Genomic DNA, 19,437 nt, shown 5'->3' with positions numbered 1-19,437 from the left:
ACGCACGGTCACGCCGTTTCTGTGTTCTGTCGCGCTCGTTCGTCCAGCCTGATACCCGTCTTTTTCAGAATCCGCGTCGAGAACAGCGTGTCCCAGTCGTCCTCGGAGACGTCCCAGTGTTCGGCCATCCGGTCGCGGACCTGCTGGATACGCTCCTGACTCTCCGCTTCGCTTCGCCCATGGGTCATCGCGAAGAAGTTGTACGGCCAGACGTCGTCGTGGCGGGGCCGCTCGTAGCAGTGTGTCACGAAGTCGAACTCGGCGATAGCGGGGCCGACCTCGTCGATGACCTCGTCGGGCACATCCCAGACGGTCATCCCGTTCTCGCTGTAGCCGAGCGCGTAGTGGTTCGGGATAACGCCGACGCGGCGGACCTTTCCCTCCATGTTGAACCGCTGTATTGTCTCCAGTACCCAATCAACGTCGGCATCGATTTCGTCGGCCACGTCAGCGTACGGCGTGGCGGTGACCGGGAGCCCGTCCTGGATTTCCAACACGAGGTCCAGTTCGTCGGCGGTCAGGGACTGGCTGTCCGTCGGTGTTACGTCCGGCCCCAGATCCGAGCAGTCGAGGTCCTGGGTCTGTGGCCCCTCGACGGGGAACTTCGCGCCGACGTGAAACTCCTGCTGTTTCGGGAGGTTGTACGTCTTCTCACCGGTTTCTGCCTCGATTTCGGCCAGAACCTCCTCGACTCGACTTTCCTCGGCCACCGAGACCACGAACCACATATTTAGATGCGGATGTTCGCGCTCGTAATTGTGCGCAACCTCTGGGTACGCGTTTACCATCTCGGCGTGTTCGTCGTAGCTGTCCTCTGGGGCGTGGGTTGCGACAAGCGTGGCGGTGCCGCCGATCGCTTCGGCGTTGATGAGTGCCCCGAACCGCGTGAGTACGCCCGCGTCGTCGAGGTCCTGTACGCGCGCTAACAGCTCATCCGCGTCGATGTCGACGCCGTGGTCGGCGAGGGCCGCCGCGGCCGGTTCGAACGGCCGTTCGACGACCGGGAAGCCGCCCTGGAAGGCGTTCAACACCGCCCGGTCTACCGTCCCGAGGTCTTCGCTCATACCGAAAGCTGGGAGTTCTGCGAATAAAAACAGCCCGGGACAGGCGAGCGAACGCGGCCCGCATATCCGGGTCGCCGGAGCGTTTTACGCCTTTGCGCCCCTAGTTCACGTGTGGCAATCTCGACAGCCGAACTGACAGTCCGGCTGCTGGTCTACCTGTTCGTCCTGATAGGGGTGCCGCTGTGGTTTGTCCTCATGTTCCGGCTCATGGATTACGCCGCACATGATACGCTGGTCGAGCAGTTCAGCGGCCAACGCAACGGTCGCGACACCGGCCAGCTCAACGCCTACTTCGAACAGGCTGCAGTCGACGCAAGGAGCTGTCGTATCTGTGGCGCAGCGAACGGTCCCAACTACACGTACTGTCACAATTGCCAAGAGCGGCTGTCGACCGGCGATTGACAGGCTTACTCGCCTTCGACGCCGGTGACTGCGTAGCCAGCGTCCTCGACAGCTTCGAGAATCCCGTCGTGGTCGGCGCTCGCCTCGTAGTAGAACACTAGATCGAAGGAACCGTTGCGAAGGAGCTGCTGACACTCCCAGACGAACTCCTCGTCGTCCAGCGTGAGGCCCTGATGCTGGTTCGACGCGAACTCGGGGTCGTCGCTGCCGGAGTAGACGAACGTGTCTGTCGGGTCCAGACCAGCGCCCTCGGCGATGAACTCACCGACCTCGATGGTGGCCTGCATCATCTCTATCTCGTCGCTACCGTCGTACTCCGTGTGGACGACAGCGCCGTTGAGCTGAATCTCGCCCGGCTCAAGTAGCTGTTTGGTCCGGCGGTAAAGGTCATCGTCGAGTGCGTCGGCCTCGCTCATACCATGCGGTCGGTGTTGCTGTCCCTAAGGCACTTCGGATTCAGAGTGCTGATAGGTCTACCCGAAGATATTCGGTTCGAGAGGCGGTGCAGCGACAGCGGTGGGAACCCACACGCTACCGAGTCGCACCGCTCAGTCGGTCCCGAACCCGTTGAAAAGCGAGCCGCCCTCGCTTACAGTCGCTCGAGGTTCTTCGCCCGCGGGCCTTTATCTGCCTGTTCGATGTCGAATTCGACTTCTTGCCCTTCTTCTAAGTCCGGGCCGCCGACGTCTTCCATGTGGAAGAACACGTCTTCGTCGGCATCGTCGGTTTCGATGAAACCGTAGCCACCCGTATCGTTGAAGAAGTCTACAGTGCCTGTCGCCATGGTTACAGCCGCGTGAGGTTTTTCGCGCGCGGGCCTTTGTCGGCCTGCTCAATCTCGAATTCCACTTCTTGCCCCTCCTCGAGGTCAGGACCGTCGATGTCCTCCATGTGGAAGAAGACGTCCTCGTCGGAGTCTTCGGTATCGATGAAACCGTAACCGCCTGTGTCGTTGAAGAAGTCTACCGTACCGGTCGCCATTGCAATTTGAACGTTAAGCCGGGGTATATTAAAACTATGCGCATATATTTCGATAGATTAGGGAGGAAATAACTGTACCCGATCCCTTCCACAAAGCCCTTATTGAGTGGTTGAAATGTACACAACGATGCTATCGAGGGGGAAGCGACTGGGATATGCAGCCTACGAGCGATTGCTCCAGTGGGAACTGTCTGGAACGCCGGACCACGTCGCAGTCATTATGGACGGGAACCGAAGATACGCTGAAAAGCAGGGCGCGAAAAAGCAGGAGGGCCACAGGGAAGGGGCCCAAACGACGGAGGCACTGTTGAACTGGTGCGACGAACTCGGCATTCGTGAGGTGACGCTGTACACGTTCTCGACGGAGAATTTCGATCGCGACCCCGAGGAGCGCGAGCACATCTTCGACCTCGTCGAACAGAAGCTCCGAACGTTTGCCGACGCCGACCGAGTCCACGAGGCCGGCGTGTGTATCCGCGCCATCGGCGAGACGGAGATGCTACCCGAGCGGGTACGTGACGCTATCGACTACGCTGAAGGGCGAACCGCCCAGTACGATCAGCTCAACCTCAACATCGCGCTGGCCTATGGCGGCCGGGCCGAGTTGCTCGGTGCGGCCCGCGACGTTGCCGCCGCTGTCGAAAACGAGACTCTCGACCCGACGGACGTCTCTGCGGAAACCATCGAAGAGCGGCTTTACGAGGGGCCGACCCGCGACGTTGATCTCATCGTTCGAACCGGCGGTGACGAACGCACCTCGAACTTCCTGCCGTGGCACGCCAACGGCAACGAGGCCGCCACGTTCTTCTGTACGCCCTACTGGCCCGAATTCCGGAAGGTCGACTTCCTGCGGGCGATCCGAACGTACCAGAATCGCGAGGATTCCTGGCGGACGACCCGTGCCGAGCGGTCACTGGCACTGGTTCGTGCCATCGAGCAGTCGGAACTGCCGACGGCCAAGCGGATGCTCGGGCGGTTCCGTGACGCGCTCCCGAGTACCGAACGCGAGCAACTCGACGAAGAGTACGACCTCGCGGACTGATATCCTAGCGGCCAAAGCGCCGCTGTCGCTCCTGATAATCTCGCAGCGCCCGCAAGTAATCTCGCAGCCGGAAGTTCTGCCAGTTCACGTCGGTGAAATACAGCTCCGAATACACGGACTGCCAGATCATGAAATCCGAAAGCCGCTCGGCCCCGGTCTTGATGACCAGATCCGGGTCGGTCGGAAAGACGAGATGCTCCTCAACTGCGGCCTCGTCGATGTCGCCCGGGTCGAGTGAGCCTGCGTCAACATCTTCTGCCAGTTTTTGGACGGCCGTCGCGAACTCTGACTGCCCGCCGAGTCCGATTGAAATCTGAATCGGAGCGTCGGCTGTCGTCTCGTCGTCCGGTACTCTGACCGCGATCTCCCGTGGCGCGGTGACGCTTTCGAGTTCGCGCTGCAGCGTCGGGATCGCCTCCTCATCAAGAACGCTCACGTAGACGACGACGGTGTCGGTGCCGTACTGAACAGCCCAGTCGAAAAACCGCTCTAAGGTCCTGTATGCACCGTCTCCAAGCAGGTCTCGCTCCGTAATCACCAGCGCGACCGTCTCGGGCAGGTCGGCGTCGCTGCGCCGAACGCGCATCGCGAGATATCGGTCGTATAGTCCCACGTCCGCCGGTATGCTGACGGCCCCAGTAAATCTCACGGTACTGTCGCCTCCACAGTTCGGAAAGGGTAAGTGCCTCTCGGGGATACCGGTGGGACGTGACTGGCACAGTCCGTCGGGCAGGTGCGTTCGCCGCCGTGGGGACCCTCGCGGTCGCCGTTCCGGCCGCAACGGGCTTTCGCTCGCTCGAACTCGCGACTGTCGCCGCTATCGCACCCTTCGTCCTCGTCGCCGCGCTCGGCGTCACGGTCATCGGACAGGACTCGCGGTTGTTCGACCTGTTCGCGCGCCCCGGTGACTACGAGGACGGGAAACTGTACGGCCTGGCGGCCTTCTCGCTTGCCGCCGCCGGGCTCGCGCTGCTTGCCGTTCGGTTCAGTTTACCGGTGCCGGTGTTCGTCGGCGTCGTCGTCATCGTCGCCTACGGGAACCTCGGCCAGCGACTCGCGTACACCGTCCGCTCCGACGAGGTGGTCGCAACTGCGGGCTTCGTCCTCGTCGGCTTCATTGCCGGCGTCGCGGGGCAGGTGCTCGGGACGCGGATTCAGGCCGCCGTCGGTGAGGGGGCGGCCGCTGTCGACATTCCACTCGTGCTGTTTCTCGCCGCCAGCGGCGCGTTCGTCGCTGCCCTGCTTCGCTCGGTCCTGTTCGAACGGGACGACCCGCTGGTGATGCTCACCGTTGGACTGCTGCTGTGGCTGTTTTTCGAACTCGATCCGTCGGTGACGGCACAGCGCGTCGTCATCGCGCTCGCCGTGACAGTCCTGCTCGGCTATCTGTCCTACGCGCTCGACACGGCGTCCCTCCCGGGGATGCTCACCGGCGTTCTCCTCTCCTTTTTGACCATCGTTCTCGGCGGTTTCGGCTGGTTCGCCATGCTGATTTCCTTTTTCGCGCTCGGTGGCCTCTCGACGAAGTTCCGCTACGAGGAGAAACTGGACCGCGGCATCGCCGAGGAGAACGAAGGCGCACGCGGAAGCGGGAACGTACTCGCAAACTCCATCGTCGCGTTGTTCGCCGTCGTCGCGGCGGCGGCGAGTCCGAGCCACATCGCTGTCAACCCGCTCTTGTTCTTCTATGCCTTCGCCGGGGCTGTCGCCGCCGCGATGACCGACACGTTCTCCAGTGAGTTCGGCGGGCTCTACGACAACCCACGGCTCATTACGACGCTCAAACCCGTTGAGCCGGGCACTGACGGCGGCGTCACCTGGCAGGGTGTGGCCGCCGGGGCCGTCGGCGCGGGCATCATCGCCGGTATCGCCGCGCTCACGCAAGACATCACCACAGTGGGCAGTGGCGTCATACTCCTGTGTGGGCTGGTCGGGATGATCGTCGACAGCCTGCTTGGCGCGACCGTTGAAGGCTCGGTCGTCGGCAATCAGGGCGTCAATATGCTCGCAACCCTGGCGGCCGCACTGGCCGGGGTCGGCGTCGTGCTGGTCGTTGGTCTCCCATGATTCGCGAGGCCCGTCCTGGGGATGAATCCCGGCTCCGGGCTATTCAGACGAACACGCTTGACGAGCCGTGGCCAGAACTACTCGGTGTCGGAATCGACGGCCCGCCGCTCGTGCTGGTGCTCGATATTGGCGAGCCGCTCGGCTACGCGCTCGTCGTGCCGGACCACCCGGTCGCGTATCTGGCGGAGTTCGCCATCGCACCCGGGAAGCAAGGGCAGGGTCTCGGGACAACACTGATGAACGGACTGCTGGACAGGCTCCGGGCTGGCGAGTTCGAGACGATTCGGCTCACCGCGCGCGCGGACGACAATCGGGCACGCTCGTTCTACGACGGCTTCGGGTTCTCTGTCGCTGACGAACTACCCGACCACTACGACGACGGTGACGGCGTGTTGCTCGTTCGAGACCTCTAACCCTCGATGCGGACCTGCACGGCCGTCGGCTGTTTGACGTACTCGCCGTGGCCAGCGGCGACGACAACATCGACGCCGCGCTGGGCGGCGACATCAAGAAGCTTCTGTGAGCAGTCGGCATCGATGACGACGGTCTTGGGAACGGCCTCAGCGGATGCAAGCAGCGAGACGACGGCATTGGCGTCGTCCTCCGCGAGCAGCGTCGCGTCCTCGTCGACGAGCCTGGCCGTCCCGCTGTGGCTCTGAATGACGGCTTCGATGTGGTCTGAAAGCGAGGGGATGGTCGGTTCTTCGCCGCCCCCAGTCGCGTCTTCGTCCGTTGCGGCGTCCGCCACAGCGGTTGCGTTCGAGTTGTCCGCTACACTCGTCGCCCCCTCGGTTGCTGCGGCCTGGGCCGACCCGGCCTGCGTGCCGGGCGTGGGCTGGCCGTCAGCGGAGTCTTCAGACATCGCGGCCGCCACGGCACCGCCGTCAGCGGTCGTCGACTCCCCAGCCTGGGACATCTCTTCGCGGATGCTGTCGAGGCTCTTGGCGCTTGCGACCGTCTCGTACGGCACCTTGTCCCGGAGCGCCGACATCACCTCGCTGCGGGAGAGGTCCTCGACGGACTTGTCGCTGGGAGTGACGGCGACGTAGTCCACGTCGCCGACCTGCGCGAGTTCCTTCAGAATGAGGTCCCCACCGCGGTCGCCGTCGAGGAACGAGGTCACCGTTCGACCGGCCGTCAGGTCCGCAATAGCGTCGGGAACGTCAGTTCCCTCGACTGCGACGGCGTTCTTGATGCCGTATTTCAGCAGTTGCATCACGTCTGAGCGCCCCTCGACGACGACAATCGCGTCGGAGTCGGCCACGCGCGGCCCAGCCGGGAGCCCCTCGTAGTCGGTCACGTCGGCGACCCGGACCTGCTGTCTGACCGTCTCGACGATGTCCGCGGTCTGGATAGACTTCTCCTCGAAGTCGTTCAGCAGTTCCGTTGCCCGCTCGACGACCTCGCGCCGCTTGGCGCTGCGTACGTCCTCGATCTCGGAGACCTCGATTTCGGCGCGGCACGGCCCCACCTGTTCGATGGTCTCCAGTGCCGCAGCGAGAATCGCCGTCTCGACCCTGTCGAGGCCGCTCGCGACGGTAATTTCGCCGAAGGACTGTCCACCCTCCGAGCGTATCTCCACGTCGATGCGGCCGACCTTCTTCGAGTCCTGCAGGTCCCGCAGGTCCAATTCGTCGCCGAGTAATCCTTCCGTCTGGCCGAACACCGCGCCGACGACGTCGCTCCGCTCGACGACTCCCGCCGCCGTGATGTCGGCATGTATCAGATATTTCGCCGTATCTTGCATGATTGTCCTGTTTTCCAGCCCGTCAACCGGTGTTCCGACGGACTGCTGTCACTATACTGATGTTGGGTAGTACAGCGGAATAACCTTGCGCACGCGAGTCGATGGCGAAAACCCTTCCACAGGTACGCGACGACCCGACACCGCTTCTGTGGACCACTCTATTCCCGAGAGGTCGGCTACTCACTTCAGTAGCGGAGTCATGCCGTCGATACCGACCTGAATGGCGTCAACCGGGTCCTCGGGGTTGTCGTGCTCGAAGACCAGCCACTCAGTCCCCGCCTCGCGGGCCGCATCGACCACCGCTTTGAGCGGAACGACACCATCACCGAGGGCGGTCGGCTCCCCGTCCGCGGTCATGTCTTTGAGGTGGACGACTGGAACGCGCCCGTCGAGTCGCCGAATCAGTGCGACGGGGTCCTGTCCCGCCGCGTGCGCCCAGCCGGCGTCGAATTCGAATCCAATCGTCGTCTGGTCGACGAGCGCGTCGAAGGCGGTACCGTCGCCGAGCGGGACGAACTCGTGGTCGTGGTTGTGGTACAGTAGCGGTCGGTCAAAGTCCGCCGCAAGCATTTCGAGTAGCGTCGCCGTCGACTCGACTGCGCTCTCACTTGCGAAGTGGTCGTCATCGAGATACGGGAGAACCAGAGACGGCGCGTCGAGTGTCCGGGCCTGATTACCAACGGTGCGAGGGTCGGACTGCAAGTCTTCCAGTTGGACGTGGACGCCGGCAATGCCGAGCCCCGCTTCGTCAAGCACGCGCCGGGACGCGCCCGGATCGCCGATGCCAGCGAACTCCACACCGTCGTAACCGGCAGCCGCGATACGGTCGAGTACGTCCGATAGCGGTTCCCGGAGCTCGCGGAGAGTCCAGAGCTGGATCGCTGTCTGCATACCGTTGCTGCGAGCGCTGTGATAAAATAACTGGACGGACTACCGAGGCGCATGGGATTCACTGAAACCAAGATCGATCCCGCACGGTTCCTCGAAGACGTAGAGATGCGTATTGGTGAAATCGTCGACGTCGAGCCGTTCCCCGAAGCCCGTAAAGACGTGTACAAGCTCGACGTGGCGTTTGGCGACGAAACGCGCCAGTCCGCCGCAGGGCTGACAGACGTGTACGACCCCGAGGACCTCCTCGGTTCACAGGTCGTCGCCGTCGTCAACCTCGGGACGGTCTCTATCGCCGGCTTCGAGAGCGAGTGTCTGGTCACCGGCGTCGACAGCGAGGACGGCGTCGTCCACCTGACGCCCGAACGGGAGGTCGAGCCGGGGACGCGGGTGTATTGAAGATGATTCTGTGACGTGGGCGTATTGAAGGAGATTGTTCTTCAACAAGAGATAGTGAAGGTTCGTTACCCATTAGTACCGCCAGCGGCTAGACTGTCGTAATATGAGTACGGTCAGGGCCGCTGGGTGGACAGTCGTCGCGCTCGTGTTGATGGCGTTGGCAGTGCCGTGGTTCCTCTGGGACACCAGCACGATCGCGGCCGGACTGCCCGTCTGGCTGTGGTGGCACGTTGGGTGGATGGCGCTTGCGAGCGTCGTCTTCGCCATCTTCGCGCGCACCGATTGGGGCCTCGGCGTCGAGGAGGTGAACTGACGTGGCCGATACTGCGCTCCAGTTGGGTATCGTCGGCGCGTACATGGTCGTCGCGCTCGCGGTGGGCGCGGTCGCCTACCGGCTCACCGAGCGCACCGCCGAGGACTACTACCTCGCAAGCCGGACGCTCGGCACGGTCGTGCTGTTGTTTACCACCTTTGCGACGCTGCTGTCGGCGTTTACCTTCTTCGGCGGCCCGAACCTCGCGTTCAGCGCCGGCCCCGAATGGATTCTCGTGATGGGACTAATGGATGGCATCATCTTCGCCGTCCTCTGGTACGTGCTGGGATACAAGCAGTGGCTGGTCGGCAAGCGCCACGGCTACGTGACGCTGGGCGAGATGCTTGGCGACCGGTTCGGGTCGACGGCGCTCCGCGTTGTCGTCGCCGCTGTGAGCCTCGTCTGGCTGTTCCCGTACGTGATGCTCCAGCAGAAGGGGGCCGGGCAAGCCATCGTCGGTCTCACGAACGGCGCGGTCCCGTTCTGGGTCGGAGCCGGCGGCATCACGCTGTTCATGATTCTCTACGTCGCGCTCTCGGGAATGCGCGGCGTCGCCTGGACCGACACGCTCCAGGGGCTGTTCATGCTCTCGCTGATCTGGGTCGCTGTCGCCTGGGTCCTCTCCGCCGTCGGCGGTGCGGGCGAGGCGACGGCCCTGCTGGCGTCCGAAGAGCCCGCGTTCGTCGGTCTCGGCGGCGGCCTCTACACGCCGCAGTACATCATCTCCACCGCGGTCAGCATCGCCTTCGGCGTGACGATGTTCCCGCAAATCAATCAGCGCTTCTTCGCCGCCGGCTCGAAGAAGGTGCTCAAGCGCACGTTCGCGCTCTGGCCGGTGCTGGTCCTCCTCCTGTTCGTCCCGGCGTTCATGCTGGGGGCCTGGGCGGCTGGACTCGGCATCACTGTCCCAGAGGGTGGCAACGTCATCCCGGCGCTGCTGGGCGAGTACACGCCGACGTGGTTCACCGCACTGGTCATCGCCGGCGCGATGGCCGCGATGATGTCCTCCAGCGACTCGATGCTACTGTCAGGCTCGTCGTACCTCACGCGAGACCTCTACCGGCCACTGACCGGCCGCGGCGACGCCAGCAACGAAGAGACCGACCGCCGCGAGGCGTTCGTCGCCCGCATCGGCGTCGTCATCTTTGCCACCCTCTCGTTCATTGCGAGCCTCTACACGCCGGGGACGCTGGTCCAGATCGGCGACACAGCCTTCAGCGGCTTCGCACAGCTTACTGTTCCCGTCGCACTCGCGCTGTACTGGCAGGGAACGACGCGCTCGGGGATGTACGCCGGCGTGGTCGGGAGTCAGGTGTTCTACGGCCTGCACGTCTTCCCCGTGCTTGCGACGGTTGGGGGACTGCTCGGTCTCGACGTTGCCCTGCCGACGGCGTACTTCGGCTGGACGCCGGGCATCGTGGGCATCTTGGTCGGTCTCGTGTTGACGGTCACCATCTCGCTGGTGACTGCCCCCGCGGCGACCGAGGACCGCACCGCATACGCCGTCTCCGGCGTCGAAAGCGACTGAGACCCGGTCGGTCCGGTGCTGACCGTTCACCGTGACAACCACCGGACGGCGGCCACCGTCGGACATGTAAACCTACAAAAGCATCCAGACCAATGTGCAGGTATGGACTCCGATAAGAACGTCGGCGGTCGAGACCGCCTGATCCGAGCGGTGCTGGCAGTCGTCCTGACAATCGTCTCCCTGCGCTGGCTTCGCAGTGGGAAGCGCAAGCGCGGCCTGCTCGCCGGAATCGGCGCGCTCGGCCTGGGCTTCAACGCCTCGACGGGCTACTGTGGCTTCAACGACACGCTCGACATCGATACGACGAGTGGGAGCGACGACGACGTGTTTGCACCGAGTGGCGCAGACGACGAGCCGGCAGCCGACGAGTCGACGGACGTGAGCGTGGACTTTACGTCCGCTGACGACACCGAAACCGCGAACGGCCACGCCAGCGGCGAGCTGACCTGCGCCGTCTGCGAGGACCCTATCGTTCCCGGGGAGCGCCGTGGGCCGAACGATGAAGGCGCTATCGTCCACGAGACCTGCGAGTAACGCGCCGGCATAAACGCTCAGCAGCCCGAGTCTGGTTCTTTTTATAATCACCGTCCCAGTCTTTCACATATGCAGACCCACATCGTCCCGGTCGGGTTCGACTACGACCGGCTCATCGCGCCGCTGGTGCGCGAGCAACTCGACGTTGACCGCGTCATCCTGCTTGAGGGGGCGGTCGGCAGCGAGGCCAACGTCGAGTACTCGCGCAACCTCGCTGAGAAGCTGGAAAAGGACTATCAGAATCTGCTCGGGGCCGAAACCGAGCGGTTCGTCGTCGCCGACGTGTACGACTACGACGAGGCCTTCGAGCAGGCCTTCGAACTCATCAACGCGGAACTCGACGCGGGCAGCGAGGTGTGGGTCAACGTCTCCGCGATGCCCCGGACTGTCTCCTTTGCCTTTGCGACCGCGGCCCACTCGATTATGGTCGAGCGCGAGGGTGACCGGGACCGCATCCACACCTACTACACGGTCCCTGAGAAGTATCTGGAGACGGAACTCGCCGAAGAACTGCGCAAGCAGATCGACATGCTGGAGGATATGCGCACGGGCGAAGAAGTCGACGAGCGCATCGACGACCGACTGGAAACCGCGCGGGACCTGCTATCGGAGTTCGACGAGCGGGGGACGACCATCGGCGCGAAGGAGATCGACGGCTCCCACGTGGTCGAGCTTCCCGTCGCCTCCTTCTCGAACGTCAAGCCCTTCGAGGAGGTCATCCTCTTTACGCTGGGCGAACACGGCGAGTTCGAGTCCGTCTCCGAGCTAGCACAGCAGTTGGCCCGGGACCTCGGTGAGGAGTACACCGACTCCTTCCGCTCGAAGGTCATCTACAACGTCGACCGGCTCGGCCCCGGTGGAAAAGGGTACATCGAGCAGGAAGAACACGGGAAGTCCTACCGAACAACGCTCTCGCGCATCGGACAGCTGTGGGTCCGCGCCCACTCCGCCGAGGACCGTGAGCACCGCGAGTCCGACCTGCCGTAAAGAGTGGCGGTGTCCAGAAGCTGCTGGAACGCCAGCGAAAACCGAAGTCATTAATCCTGCCGTTGGCGGAGTATTGTACAGATGGTGCGTCGACTCTCCCGAACGCTGGTTCTCGCGCCCGTCGGTGTAGGGGCCCCCACGCCCCACATCACCGCTCCAAATCGACGCACGCACCGCTGATAACCACGCTGCAGCCAGATGCTACCCGGGTGTTACACCCACCGTTTGAATATGAGTGACACACAGGACCCACCGCAGGACGAATCGACCGCAGACAAATCAGAGAACGCCCTCGACGGGGAGTACGACCCCCGCGAGGTAGAGCCAGAGTGGCAGGACCAGTGGGTCGCCGACGAGACCTACGCCTACGACGAGGACGCCGACACTCGCTTTACCATCGACACGCCGCCGCCGACGGTGTCGGGGAACCTCCACATGGGCCACCTCTACCAGTTCACGCTGCAGGACTTCGTCGCCCGCTTCCACCGGATGCGCGACGACACCGTCTACTTCCCCTTCGGCTACGACGACAACGGTATCGCCTCGGAGCGACTCACCGAGCGCGAACTCGACATTCGACATCAGGATTACCCGCGCCGGGAGTTCCAAGAGAAGTGCCGCGACGTGTGTACGCAGTTCGAGGATGAGTTCACGCAGGACGTGCAGTCGCTTGCGATATCCATCGACTGGGACAACACCTACAAGACCATCGCGCCGGATGTTCAGCGGGTCTCGCAGCTATCCTTCCTCGACCTCTACGAACAGGGTCGGGAGTACCGTCAGCGCGCGCCGACCATCTGGTGTCCGGACTGTGAAACGGCCATCTCACAGGTCGAACAGGAGGACAAAGACAAGTCGACGCTGTTCAACGACATCGCCTTCGACCTCGTCGAGACGGGCGAGGGACCGGCCGACGAGGACGCGAGCTTCACCATTTCGACGACCCGCCCCGAGCTACTGCCGGCGTGTGTCGCCGTCTTCGTCCATCCCGACGACGACGAGAACCAGCACCTCGTCGGTGGCAGTGCGCGAGTGCCCCTTTTCGAGCAGGAGGTTCCCGTCATCGCCGACGAGCGTGTCGACATGGAGACCGGCAGCGGCATCGTCATGTGCTGTACGTTCGGCGACCAGAACGACATCGAGTGGTATCAGGCTCACGACCTGCCGCTCCGGCTCGCCATCGACGAGTCCGCGACGATGACGGATGTGGCCGGCGAGTACGAGGGAATGCACACCACCGAGGCCCGCGATGCCATCATCGAAGACCTACGCGAGGAGGGCTCGCTGCTTGAGAGTCGCGACCACGACCACACTGTGCAGGTCCACGAGCGCTGTGAAGAGGAAGTCGAGTACCTCGTCACCGAGCAGTGGTACATCGAGCTGCTCGATAAGAAAGAGGAGTACATCGAGGCCGGCCGCCAGATGGAGTGGTACCCCGAGAAGATGGCTACCCGCTACGAGCACTGGATCGAAGGGCTCGAATGGGACTGGTGTATCTCCCGCCAGCGCGATTCGGGCATCCCGATTCCGGTGTGGTACTGCGACGACTGCGGCGAGCCTGTGATGGCCGAGCGCGAGCAGCTCCCGGTCGACCCGCTGTCGGACGGCCCGCCGGTCGAGAGCTGCCCCGAGTGTGGCCACGACTCGCTGACGCCCGAGGAAGACGTCTTCGACACGTGGGCGACCTCGTCGCTAACCCCGCTCGTGAATGCTGGCTGGGACTGGGACGCCGACAGCGAGTCGTTCACCATGGAACTGCCGGAGCTGTACCCCTTCGACCTGCGCCCGCAGGGTCACGACATCATCTCATTCTGGCTGTTCCACACCGTCGTCAAGTGCTACGAGCACACCGGCGAGGTGCCATTCGAGAACGTGATGATAAACGGGATGGTGCTGGACGAGAACCGCGAGGCGATGTCCAAGTCCAAGGGCAACGTCATCCCGCCAAGCGAGGTGCTTGAAGAGTTCCCGGTCGACGCCACCCGCTACTGGGCCGCCGGCACCTCCATCGGCGACGACTTCCCGTACAAGGAGGGCGACCTCGAAGCTGGTGAGCGACTCCTCCAGAAGCTCTGGAACGCCTCGCGGCTGGTCGACCAGCTCACGCCTGCGAGTCAGCCAGACGAGCCAGACGACTTCGCCGCAGTCGACGAGTGGCTGCTGGCCGAACTGGACGCAACCGTCGAGTCAGTCACGACGAAGTTCGAGGACTATGAGTTCTCGAAGGCCCGGAACGAACTCCGGTCCTTTTTCTGGAACACGTTCTGTGACGACTACCTCGAAATCGCCAAGCAGCGGCTTTCGGATGGGGAAGATACGTCGACCGAGTTCACGCTCCTGCAGGCTCATCGGACCTTCCTGCAGCTGTTCGCACCGTTCCTCCCGCACATCACGGAGGAACTGTGGGAGCGGTGCTACGAGGACGATAGCTCAATCCACACGACGGACTGGCCGACTTCGGGCGGCTACGAGGCCGACCTCGAAGCAGGCGAGACGGCGATGGAGGTCGTCTCCGCGCTCCGGCGGTACAAGACCGAGAACGGGCTGCCGCTGAACGCCGACCTCGACCACGTCGAGGTGTTCGGCCACATCGCCGGCTTCGAGGACGCCGTCGCCGAGGCGATGCACGTGGCCCAGCTGGACACCTACGACGAGGCCCCGGATATCACGACCGAGGTCAGCGGCATCGACCTCGACTACTCGCTCGTCGGCCCCGAGTTCGGAAGCGAAGTCGGCGCTATCGACGCCGCTATCGAGGACGGCGACTACGAGATCGACGGCGACACGCTGCAGGTCGCCGGTGTCGAACTTGACGACGAGATGTTCGCTGTCGAGGAGTCCCGGACCTACTCCGGCGAGGGCGAGATGACCGAAACCGAAAGCGCCGTCGTCGTGGTTCGGTAGGCTCGCTGCGTTTTTTCTGTCACAGACTCACTGCGTTCGCACCCATCGCCGGGACCAGTAGCATCAAGACCTGCGGGTCCGGTCATTTGAACCATGCGAACAGAGGAGCGGATTCGGGACCGCATCGAGGCGCTGCAGGACGAGTACGACAAGCACGACCCGCCGTCGACCGAGCTAGAAGACGAGGCCGAGGTCGCCATCCTGCGCGCTATCGAGGAACTGGAGTGGGTCCTCGACGAGCGCGAGGCAGAGGACGGGTTTACGACCTGAAACGCTACCGGAACCGCCATCGGAGGACAGCGCCGGTCACGCCTGCCGTTTTACCTTCTCTACGCGCGTCGCCAGTGCGAGAAACGTCGCCAGGAGCGTCAACACGACCGCCCAGCCCGCCGCGAGGTCGTGGGCGAGCACCGTGTGGTCAAACCCGCCCGTGACCAGCGGCTCAGCCCGGAGCCAGGTGTGGTGGGGGCCGTCCAGAATCGGGACGAAGTAATCGACCACGTCGTTGAAGCCGTACCAGAACACCGCGACGGCGACGGACATGACCGAGAAGCTCGCGTAGCGGTGGATGAGAAATGCCTCGGTGGCCATCGCCAGATGGCTCAGAATCAGGAACCAGTAGAGCCACAGCGGAATGCCACCGGGACCGTTGAGAGCGAGCTGAACGTATGGCGTCCACAGGCCGAGCTTGATGCAGCCGAAGAAGCCGAGCATGTGGAGCCACTGCGTGTCCCAGTCGAGCCGCCAGGCAACCAGTGAGAGCCCGATGAACATCGTTGCCACGGGCGAGTCCGGAATCAGCGGGTAGGCAGCCAGCGGAGCCGCACCGAGCTGGCCCTCCACGAGCGGCGGCGCTGTGTTCAGCGGCCGGCCGGCGTAGTACCAGAAGCCGAACAGCGTCCCGACCAGATTGACGAGCGCGATGGGCCAGGCGAGTCTGAGCCCGACGTTCTCCAGCCACGCTGGTAGCGGCGCGACGTACCGCGGGAGTCCCTCGGTATCGGGGAGCCGCCGGCTGAACACCCGCGCGACAGCCGCGTCGATGCGCCCGCCGACACCCTCGTCCGGAGCCATGTCGATGCAGTGGGGAGACGCGATGAAAACGGTAGTGGTCTCAGCCCCGTCCCCGAAAGAATATTGTGGTCACTGGCCAGATATTGGGTCCTCTGCGGGTGGGTCAAACGGCGTTCTGTCCCGCGAAAGGACACGCGTTAAGTAAATCCAGTCCTAAGTCTGGGTAATGACTGAAGAGACCGACCTCGAGGACCTCCGTCGCGGGACTGACCTCGTCAAGCGCGGCTTCGCGAAGATGCAGAAGGGCGGCGTCATCATGGACGTCGTCAACCGTGAGCAAGCCCGAATCGCCGAGGACGCCGGCGCGGTTGCCGTGATGCACCTAGAGTCGGTCCCGGCCGACATCCGCAAGCGGGGCGGTGTCGCCCGAATGGCTGACCCCAGCAAGCTCGAAGAGATCATCGAGGAAGTGTCGATTCCGGTGATGGGCAAGGCCCGCATCGGCCACACTGCCGAGGCCCAGATTCTGGAAGCCGCTGGCGCGGATATGGTCGACGAGTCAGAAGTGCTGACGCAGGCCGACGACCGCTACCACATCGACAAGCGCGAGTTCACTGCACCGTTCGTCTGCGGAGCCCGGAACCTCGCCGAGGCGCTGCGCCGCATCGACGAGGGCGCGGCAATGATTCGCACGAAGGGCGAGGCAGGCACTGGTGATGTGAATCAGGCTGTCACGCACCAGCGGAACATCCAACGCTCCATCGGGATGCTCGAAGGGATGGCCTACGAGGAGCGCGACGAGTGGGCCCGCGAACACGGTGCGCCCCGCCGGCTCGTCCACGAGACGGCGGACCGCGGCCGGCTGCCGGTCGTCAACTTCGCGGCCGGCGGCATCGCGACGCCCGCCGACGCCGCACTGATGATGCAACACGGCTGTGACGGCATCTTCGTCGGTTCTGGTATCTTCGGCGCGGAGAACCCCCAGGCGATGGGCGAGTCCGTCGTCGCGGCGGTCAACAACTACGACGATCCCGAACAGCTCAAGGAGATCGCAAAGAACCCCGGCAAGGGGATGAAAGGCCAGGCGAACGCGGACCTAGACGAAGAAGAGCAGCTGCAGGGTCGCGGCGTCTAACGGGAACCGCGACCAGTCGCTTTTTGTTTCGGTATCAGACACCGTACAGACCGCCGCACAAAGACGAAGACACAAGTTCCTACGGCGGCGATAGGTGGCTGTGCAGGGGACGGCAACGCCCACGCCAGCGGCCAACGATACCGGTGAAGGCCTTCTGGAACTCTTTACCGTGTTACAGCGGTCGCTGGACCAGTTGGTCGCGGCGCAGGGTCGACTCGTCGCGACGCTCATCCTCTTGATCGTCCTGCTTGTCAGTGTCGTCGTCGTTCCAGCAGTCCTCTCCCGACTCCGGGCCGTCGCCGCTGACCGGACCGGCGACTGGGTGCAGGTCATGGCCGACTACACGCCGACGACCATCCGCGGCGTGTTTCTCCGGATCGCCCAGTTCTCGATGGTCGTTCTCGTCGTCGTCTCGTTCCTCATCGTCTGGGGCGTTCTCGATATCGTCCAGACGGTTGGGCCGTACCTCGACGGGAGCGATCAGTCAGTACTGGCGACGATACAGACGATCGTTCTCGTCATGCTGGCCTTTGTCCTGTCCGACCAGATGCAGCGGTGGATCGGCCGGTTCAGTCAGGCTGTTACCGGCTTCACCGAACACCAGGAGGAGATCCTCCTCCGATTGGGGCAGGTCACCGTCTTCGTCACTATCGGTGCGACGGTCTTCGCCGTCTGGGGCATCGATCTCAGTGGCTTGCTCGTCGGGGCTGGGTTCCTCGGTATTGTTGTCGGTCTGGCCGCCAGACAGACGCTCGGTTCGCTCATCGCCGGCTTCGTCCTGATGTTTTCCCGCCCGTTCACCATCGGCGACTGGGTGCTCGTCGGCGACCAGGAAGGGATCGTGACCGATATCACCATCTTCAACACACGGCTGGAGAACTTCGACGGCGAGTTCGTTATCATTCCGAACGACCGCGTGAGCGACCGCGCGGTGACGAACCGCAGTCGCAAGGGGCTGTTGCGCCTCACGGTCGACATTGGTGTGGACTACGACACTGACGTTGACCGGGCGATGGACCTCGCCCGCGAGGCGATGGCCGACATCGAACACGTCGTCGATTCACCGACGCCGGACGTCGTTCCGAAGGACTTCGGGGACTCCGCTGTGGTGATGGAACTCCGGTTCTGGATCGATCACCCGACACCGCCGCGGAAGTGGCGCGCCATCTCGGCAGTCGTCCGGGGTGTGAAAGCTACCTTCGACGAGGAAGACATCTCCATCCCGTTCCCACAGCGGACCCTCTCGAACCGCGTGGACGCGGCGGACGAGGAGGCGCTGGAAGGCGGCGTGGAGATGCGTCCGGACGGCGACGGCTGACCTACAGATCGAGACCGTCGAGAAGGAGCCCCAGTCCGAGAACCCAGCATCCCAGTGCGGTCCCGAGCGTGCTGACGTAGAACAGCCAGGACAGCCCCTGCTCTGTTGTCAGTGGCCCGCTCATCGCGGCGGTCGCAGCATCGCTCGCGGCCGAGAGCGACCCGGCAGTGAGGGCCAACCCGGCGAATGCGCCGACGGCGACCGGCAGCGCCGCAGCTATCAGCACCAGACCGACACGTTCGGCCAGCGCGGCGACTGCGGCCGGGTCGAGGGATCGGCCACGAGTCGGGACCGGCTGCAGCTGTGACATGGTGTTACATAGCACACCCTGCGGTGATAAAAGTACGTTTCTCGAAGGCGACCGTGACACATATCCGGAGTACATAGCCGATCCGATAATCCCACATAACATGTCCCACAGGCTCTGAATCCGTATTTTACTGTTCGCTCTGGATGGTAGACACGCCGCGGCGGAGCGGCCGCCGGTCGAAACTACTATCCCCAACGGGACGAACGGAGTGATATGAGCACTCCGCCGGGGGAGTATTACACCGAAGAACGCTGGCAGAACTGGCTAGACCGTATCGAGGAAGAAGAAGTCGACCCTGAAGACGAGGATTCGGCACGGCTTCTGTTGAACCTTCAGGACGACGCCGCGATCGCGGTCGCGAAGATTCTCACCGATTACGAGGACGGGCCGCTCGACGAAGAGGCGACCATCGACGAGCTTACCGGCGTCCGAGAGATCGTTCTCGACGACATCGACATCGACGACGAGGAGACCGTGATGCTGATCGACGGCGTCCAGACCTCGCTTTTGTGCGTGTTCTACGCGGCCGAGGAGTTCGTTGCTGAAGGTCCCGCGGACGACGCGACCATCACCGACTACATCGAGGCCGCCGCGGACGCGGAAGCGGAGGAGGACCTCGATGCGGCGCTGGGCTACTGTGTGCAAGCCGGTACGCAGATCATCGGCGGGTCGGAGCTCCCGATGGAGGTCGCTGAGAACCTCGAATACGGGCTCGTCTCCGAGTGGGTCAACGGACTTGACAGTCTTCAGACCGCAATGAGCGACCCGGAAGTCGTCGAAGAAGACGAGAGTTGATAATTCGGC

General features: G+C 63.5%; 23 protein-coding genes. 14 read left to right on the top strand and 9 right to left on the bottom strand.

All coding sequences use genetic code 11. The annotated features are described in order from the left end of the window. Window positions 1–8 precede the first annotated feature (8 nt). A complete protein-coding gene (locus tag AV059_RS11950) occupies window positions 9–1,064 on the bottom strand; it encodes an Lrp/AsnC family transcriptional regulator (protein WP_058994671.1) in 1,056 nt (351 codons plus the stop codon). A 111-nt stretch (window positions 1,065–1,175) separates the two neighbouring features. On the opposite strand from AV059_RS11950, the gene AV059_RS11945 reads away from it, so the two are divergent. Beyond that, window positions 1,176–1,466, top strand: coding sequence for a hypothetical protein (locus AV059_RS11945; RefSeq protein ID WP_049938914.1), 291 nt, complete (start codon window positions 1,176–1,178; stop codon window positions 1,464–1,466). 5 nt (window positions 1,467–1,471) lie between these two features. Here AV059_RS11945 and AV059_RS11940 read toward each other — a convergent pair whose 3' ends face one another. The 3 genes from AV059_RS11940 to AV059_RS11930 form a co-directional block, all read right to left on the bottom strand. Then, window positions 1,472–1,882, bottom strand: a complete 411-nt coding sequence (locus AV059_RS11940; protein ID WP_058994669.1) for a DUF5778 family protein — start codon at window positions 1,880–1,882, stop codon at window positions 1,472–1,474. Between the two features lie 173 nt (window positions 1,883–2,055). Further along, a complete protein-coding gene (locus AV059_RS11935) occupies window positions 2,056–2,250 on the bottom strand; it encodes a cold-shock protein (protein WP_004957702.1) in 195 nt (64 codons plus the stop codon). 2 nt (window positions 2,251–2,252) lie between these two features. Further along, window positions 2,253–2,447, bottom strand: a complete 195-nt coding sequence (locus tag AV059_RS11930) for a cold-shock protein (RefSeq protein WP_004517065.1) — start codon at window positions 2,445–2,447, stop codon at window positions 2,253–2,255. Between the two features lie 115 nt (window positions 2,448–2,562). Between AV059_RS11930 and uppS the strand changes: the two genes are divergently transcribed. Next, window positions 2,563–3,489 (top strand): polyprenyl diphosphate synthase, encoded by a 927-nt coding sequence (gene uppS, locus AV059_RS11925; RefSeq protein WP_058994667.1) that lies wholly within the window; start codon window positions 2,563–2,565, stop codon window positions 3,487–3,489. A 4-nt stretch (window positions 3,490–3,493) separates the two neighbouring features. Here uppS and AV059_RS11920 read toward each other — a convergent pair whose 3' ends face one another. Then, window positions 3,494–4,102: an undecaprenyl diphosphate synthase family protein gene (locus AV059_RS11920; RefSeq protein WP_058994665.1), complete on the bottom strand. Its 609-nt coding sequence runs from the start codon at window positions 4,100–4,102 to the stop codon at window positions 3,494–3,496. A 95-nt stretch (window positions 4,103–4,197) separates the two neighbouring features. Between AV059_RS11920 and AV059_RS11915 the strand changes: the two genes are divergently transcribed. Together AV059_RS11915 and AV059_RS11910 are read left to right on the top strand one after the other, a co-directional pair. Beyond that, a complete protein-coding gene (locus tag AV059_RS11915; RefSeq protein ID WP_058994663.1) occupies window positions 4,198–5,556 on the top strand; it encodes a DUF92 domain-containing protein in 1,359 nt (452 codons plus the stop codon). Further along, a complete protein-coding gene (locus AV059_RS11910; protein WP_058994662.1) occupies window positions 5,553–5,969 on the top strand; it encodes an N-acetyltransferase in 417 nt (138 codons plus the stop codon). Before AV059_RS11915 ends, AV059_RS11910 begins: the two co-directional genes overlap by 4 nt. Here AV059_RS11910 and dnaG read toward each other — a convergent pair. Both dnaG and AV059_RS11900 read right to left on the bottom strand, forming a co-directional pair. After that, complete coding sequence (gene dnaG / locus AV059_RS11905; protein WP_058994660.1) at window positions 5,966–7,303, bottom strand: DNA primase DnaG; 1,338 nt, start codon at window positions 7,301–7,303, stop codon at window positions 5,966–5,968. The two genes, AV059_RS11910 and dnaG, sit on opposite strands and share 4 nt — an antisense overlap. Window positions 7,304–7,483: 180 nt before the next feature. Next, window positions 7,484–8,194 carry a sugar phosphate isomerase/epimerase gene (locus AV059_RS11900; protein ID WP_058994658.1) on the bottom strand — a complete coding sequence of 237 codons (711 nt, stop codon included), beginning with the start codon at window positions 8,192–8,194 and terminating at the stop codon, window positions 7,484–7,486. 51 nt (window positions 8,195–8,245) lie between these two features. Between AV059_RS11900 and AV059_RS11895 the strand changes: the two genes are divergently transcribed. The 7 genes from AV059_RS11895 (at window position 8,246) to AV059_RS22415 (ending at window position 15,126) form a co-directional block, all read left to right on the top strand. Next, entirely contained in the window at window positions 8,246–8,590 is a 345-nt protein-coding gene (locus tag AV059_RS11895; RefSeq protein ID WP_058994655.1) for a tRNA-binding protein, read from the top strand. 103 nt (window positions 8,591–8,693) lie between these two features. Further along, window positions 8,694–8,903 (top strand): DUF3311 domain-containing protein, encoded by a 210-nt coding sequence (locus AV059_RS11890; protein WP_058994653.1) that lies wholly within the window; start codon window positions 8,694–8,696, stop codon window positions 8,901–8,903. Window position 8,904: 1 nt separating this feature from the next. Beyond that, on the top strand, window positions 8,905–10,431 hold the full coding sequence (locus AV059_RS11885; RefSeq protein ID WP_058994651.1) for a sodium:solute symporter: 1,527 nt from the start codon (window positions 8,905–8,907) through the stop codon (window positions 10,429–10,431). 102 nt (window positions 10,432–10,533) lie between these two features. Next, on the top strand, window positions 10,534–10,965 hold the full coding sequence (locus AV059_RS11880; RefSeq protein ID WP_004957731.1) for a DUF2892 domain-containing protein: 432 nt from the start codon (window positions 10,534–10,536) through the stop codon (window positions 10,963–10,965). Between the two features lie 69 nt (window positions 10,966–11,034). Beyond that, on the top strand, window positions 11,035–11,952 hold the full coding sequence (locus AV059_RS11875; RefSeq protein WP_004957733.1) for a DUF6293 family protein: 918 nt from the start codon (window positions 11,035–11,037) through the stop codon (window positions 11,950–11,952). Between the two features lie 231 nt (window positions 11,953–12,183). Further along, window positions 12,184–14,856: a valine--tRNA ligase gene (locus AV059_RS11870; protein WP_058994649.1), complete on the top strand. Its 2,673-nt coding sequence runs from the start codon at window positions 12,184–12,186 to the stop codon at window positions 14,854–14,856. 93 nt (window positions 14,857–14,949) lie between these two features. Further along, on the top strand, window positions 14,950–15,126 hold the full coding sequence (locus AV059_RS22415) for a hypothetical protein (RefSeq protein ID WP_195156653.1): 177 nt from the start codon (window positions 14,950–14,952) through the stop codon (window positions 15,124–15,126). Window positions 15,127–15,162: 36 nt separating this feature from the next. Here AV059_RS22415 and AV059_RS11865 read toward each other — a convergent pair whose 3' ends face one another. Beyond that, a complete protein-coding gene (locus AV059_RS11865; RefSeq protein ID WP_058994647.1) occupies window positions 15,163–15,930 on the bottom strand; it encodes a DUF1405 domain-containing protein in 768 nt (255 codons plus the stop codon). 166 nt (window positions 15,931–16,096) lie between these two features. Between AV059_RS11865 and pdxS the strand changes: the two genes are divergently transcribed. Both pdxS and AV059_RS11855 read left to right on the top strand, forming a co-directional pair. After that, the gene (pdxS, locus tag AV059_RS11860) at window positions 16,097–17,005 is read left to right on the top strand and encodes a pyridoxal 5'-phosphate synthase lyase subunit PdxS (protein WP_058994645.1); all 909 of its coding nucleotides are present in this window, start codon (window positions 16,097–16,099) and stop codon (window positions 17,003–17,005) included. 94 nt (window positions 17,006–17,099) lie between these two features. Beyond that, on the top strand, window positions 17,100–18,323 hold the full coding sequence (locus tag AV059_RS11855; RefSeq protein WP_058994643.1) for a mechanosensitive ion channel family protein: 1,224 nt from the start codon (window positions 17,100–17,102) through the stop codon (window positions 18,321–18,323). 1 nt (window position 18,324) lies between these two features. Here AV059_RS11855 and AV059_RS11850 read toward each other — a convergent pair whose 3' ends face one another. Beyond that, window positions 18,325–18,633 (bottom strand): hypothetical protein, encoded by a 309-nt coding sequence (locus AV059_RS11850; RefSeq protein ID WP_058994641.1) that lies wholly within the window; start codon window positions 18,631–18,633, stop codon window positions 18,325–18,327. 213 nt (window positions 18,634–18,846) lie between these two features. On the opposite strand from AV059_RS11850, the gene AV059_RS11845 reads away from it, so the two are divergent. After that, window positions 18,847–19,428, top strand: a complete 582-nt coding sequence (locus AV059_RS11845) for a DUF2150 family protein (protein WP_058994639.1) — start codon at window positions 18,847–18,849, stop codon at window positions 19,426–19,428. Window positions 19,429–19,437: the final 9 nt, after the last annotated feature.

The organism is Haloarcula sp. CBA1127, from assembly GCF_001485575.1.
Classification (GTDB): Archaea; Halobacteriota; Halobacteria; order Halobacteriales; family Haloarculaceae; genus Haloarcula.
This window is presented reverse-complemented; position numbering and strand designations above follow the sequence as displayed.

What these genes read in the sequence shown, in the direction of transcription:
- AV059_RS11875 (WP_004957733.1), top strand. Translation starts at nt 11,035, where the DNA reads ATGCAGACCCACATCGTCCCGGTCGGGTTCGACTACGACCGGCTCATC.
- AV059_RS11865 (WP_058994647.1), bottom strand. Translation starts at nt 15,930, where the DNA reads ATGGCTCCGGACGAGGGTGTCGGCGGGCGCATCGACGCGGCTGTCGCG.
- AV059_RS11935 (WP_004957702.1), bottom strand. Translation starts at nt 2,250, where the DNA reads ATGGCGACAGGCACTGTAGACTTCTTCAACGATACGGGTGGCTACGGT.
- uppS (WP_058994667.1), top strand. Translation starts at nt 2,563, where the DNA reads ATGTACACAACGATGCTATCGAGGGGGAAGCGACTGGGATATGCAGCC.
- AV059_RS11940 (WP_058994669.1), bottom strand. Translation starts at nt 1,882, where the DNA reads ATGAGCGAGGCCGACGCACTCGACGATGACCTTTACCGCCGGACCAAA.
- AV059_RS11870 (WP_058994649.1), top strand. Translation starts at nt 12,184, where the DNA reads ATGAGTGACACACAGGACCCACCGCAGGACGAATCGACCGCAGACAAA.
- AV059_RS11950 (WP_058994671.1), bottom strand. Translation starts at nt 1,064, where the DNA reads ATGAGCGAAGACCTCGGGACGGTAGACCGGGCGGTGTTGAACGCCTTC.
- AV059_RS11910 (WP_058994662.1), top strand. Translation starts at nt 5,553, where the DNA reads ATGATTCGCGAGGCCCGTCCTGGGGATGAATCCCGGCTCCGGGCTATT.
- AV059_RS11850 (WP_058994641.1), bottom strand. Translation starts at nt 18,633, where the DNA reads ATGTCACAGCTGCAGCCGGTCCCGACTCGTGGCCGATCCCTCGACCCG.
- AV059_RS11880 (WP_004957731.1), top strand. Translation starts at nt 10,534, where the DNA reads ATGGACTCCGATAAGAACGTCGGCGGTCGAGACCGCCTGATCCGAGCG.
- AV059_RS11845 (WP_058994639.1), top strand. Translation starts at nt 18,847, where the DNA reads ATGAGCACTCCGCCGGGGGAGTATTACACCGAAGAACGCTGGCAGAAC.
- AV059_RS11890 (WP_058994653.1), top strand. Translation starts at nt 8,694, where the DNA reads ATGAGTACGGTCAGGGCCGCTGGGTGGACAGTCGTCGCGCTCGTGTTG.
- AV059_RS11900 (WP_058994658.1), bottom strand. Translation starts at nt 8,194, where the DNA reads ATGCAGACAGCGATCCAGCTCTGGACTCTCCGCGAGCTCCGGGAACCG.
- AV059_RS11930 (WP_004517065.1), bottom strand. Translation starts at nt 2,447, where the DNA reads ATGGCGACCGGTACGGTAGACTTCTTCAACGACACAGGCGGTTACGGT.
- AV059_RS11895 (WP_058994655.1), top strand. Translation starts at nt 8,246, where the DNA reads ATGGGATTCACTGAAACCAAGATCGATCCCGCACGGTTCCTCGAAGAC.
- dnaG (WP_058994660.1), bottom strand. Translation starts at nt 7,303, where the DNA reads ATGCAAGATACGGCGAAATATCTGATACATGCCGACATCACGGCGGCG.
- AV059_RS22415 (WP_195156653.1), top strand. Translation starts at nt 14,950, where the DNA reads ATGCGAACAGAGGAGCGGATTCGGGACCGCATCGAGGCGCTGCAGGAC.
- pdxS (WP_058994645.1), top strand. Translation starts at nt 16,097, where the DNA reads ATGACTGAAGAGACCGACCTCGAGGACCTCCGTCGCGGGACTGACCTC.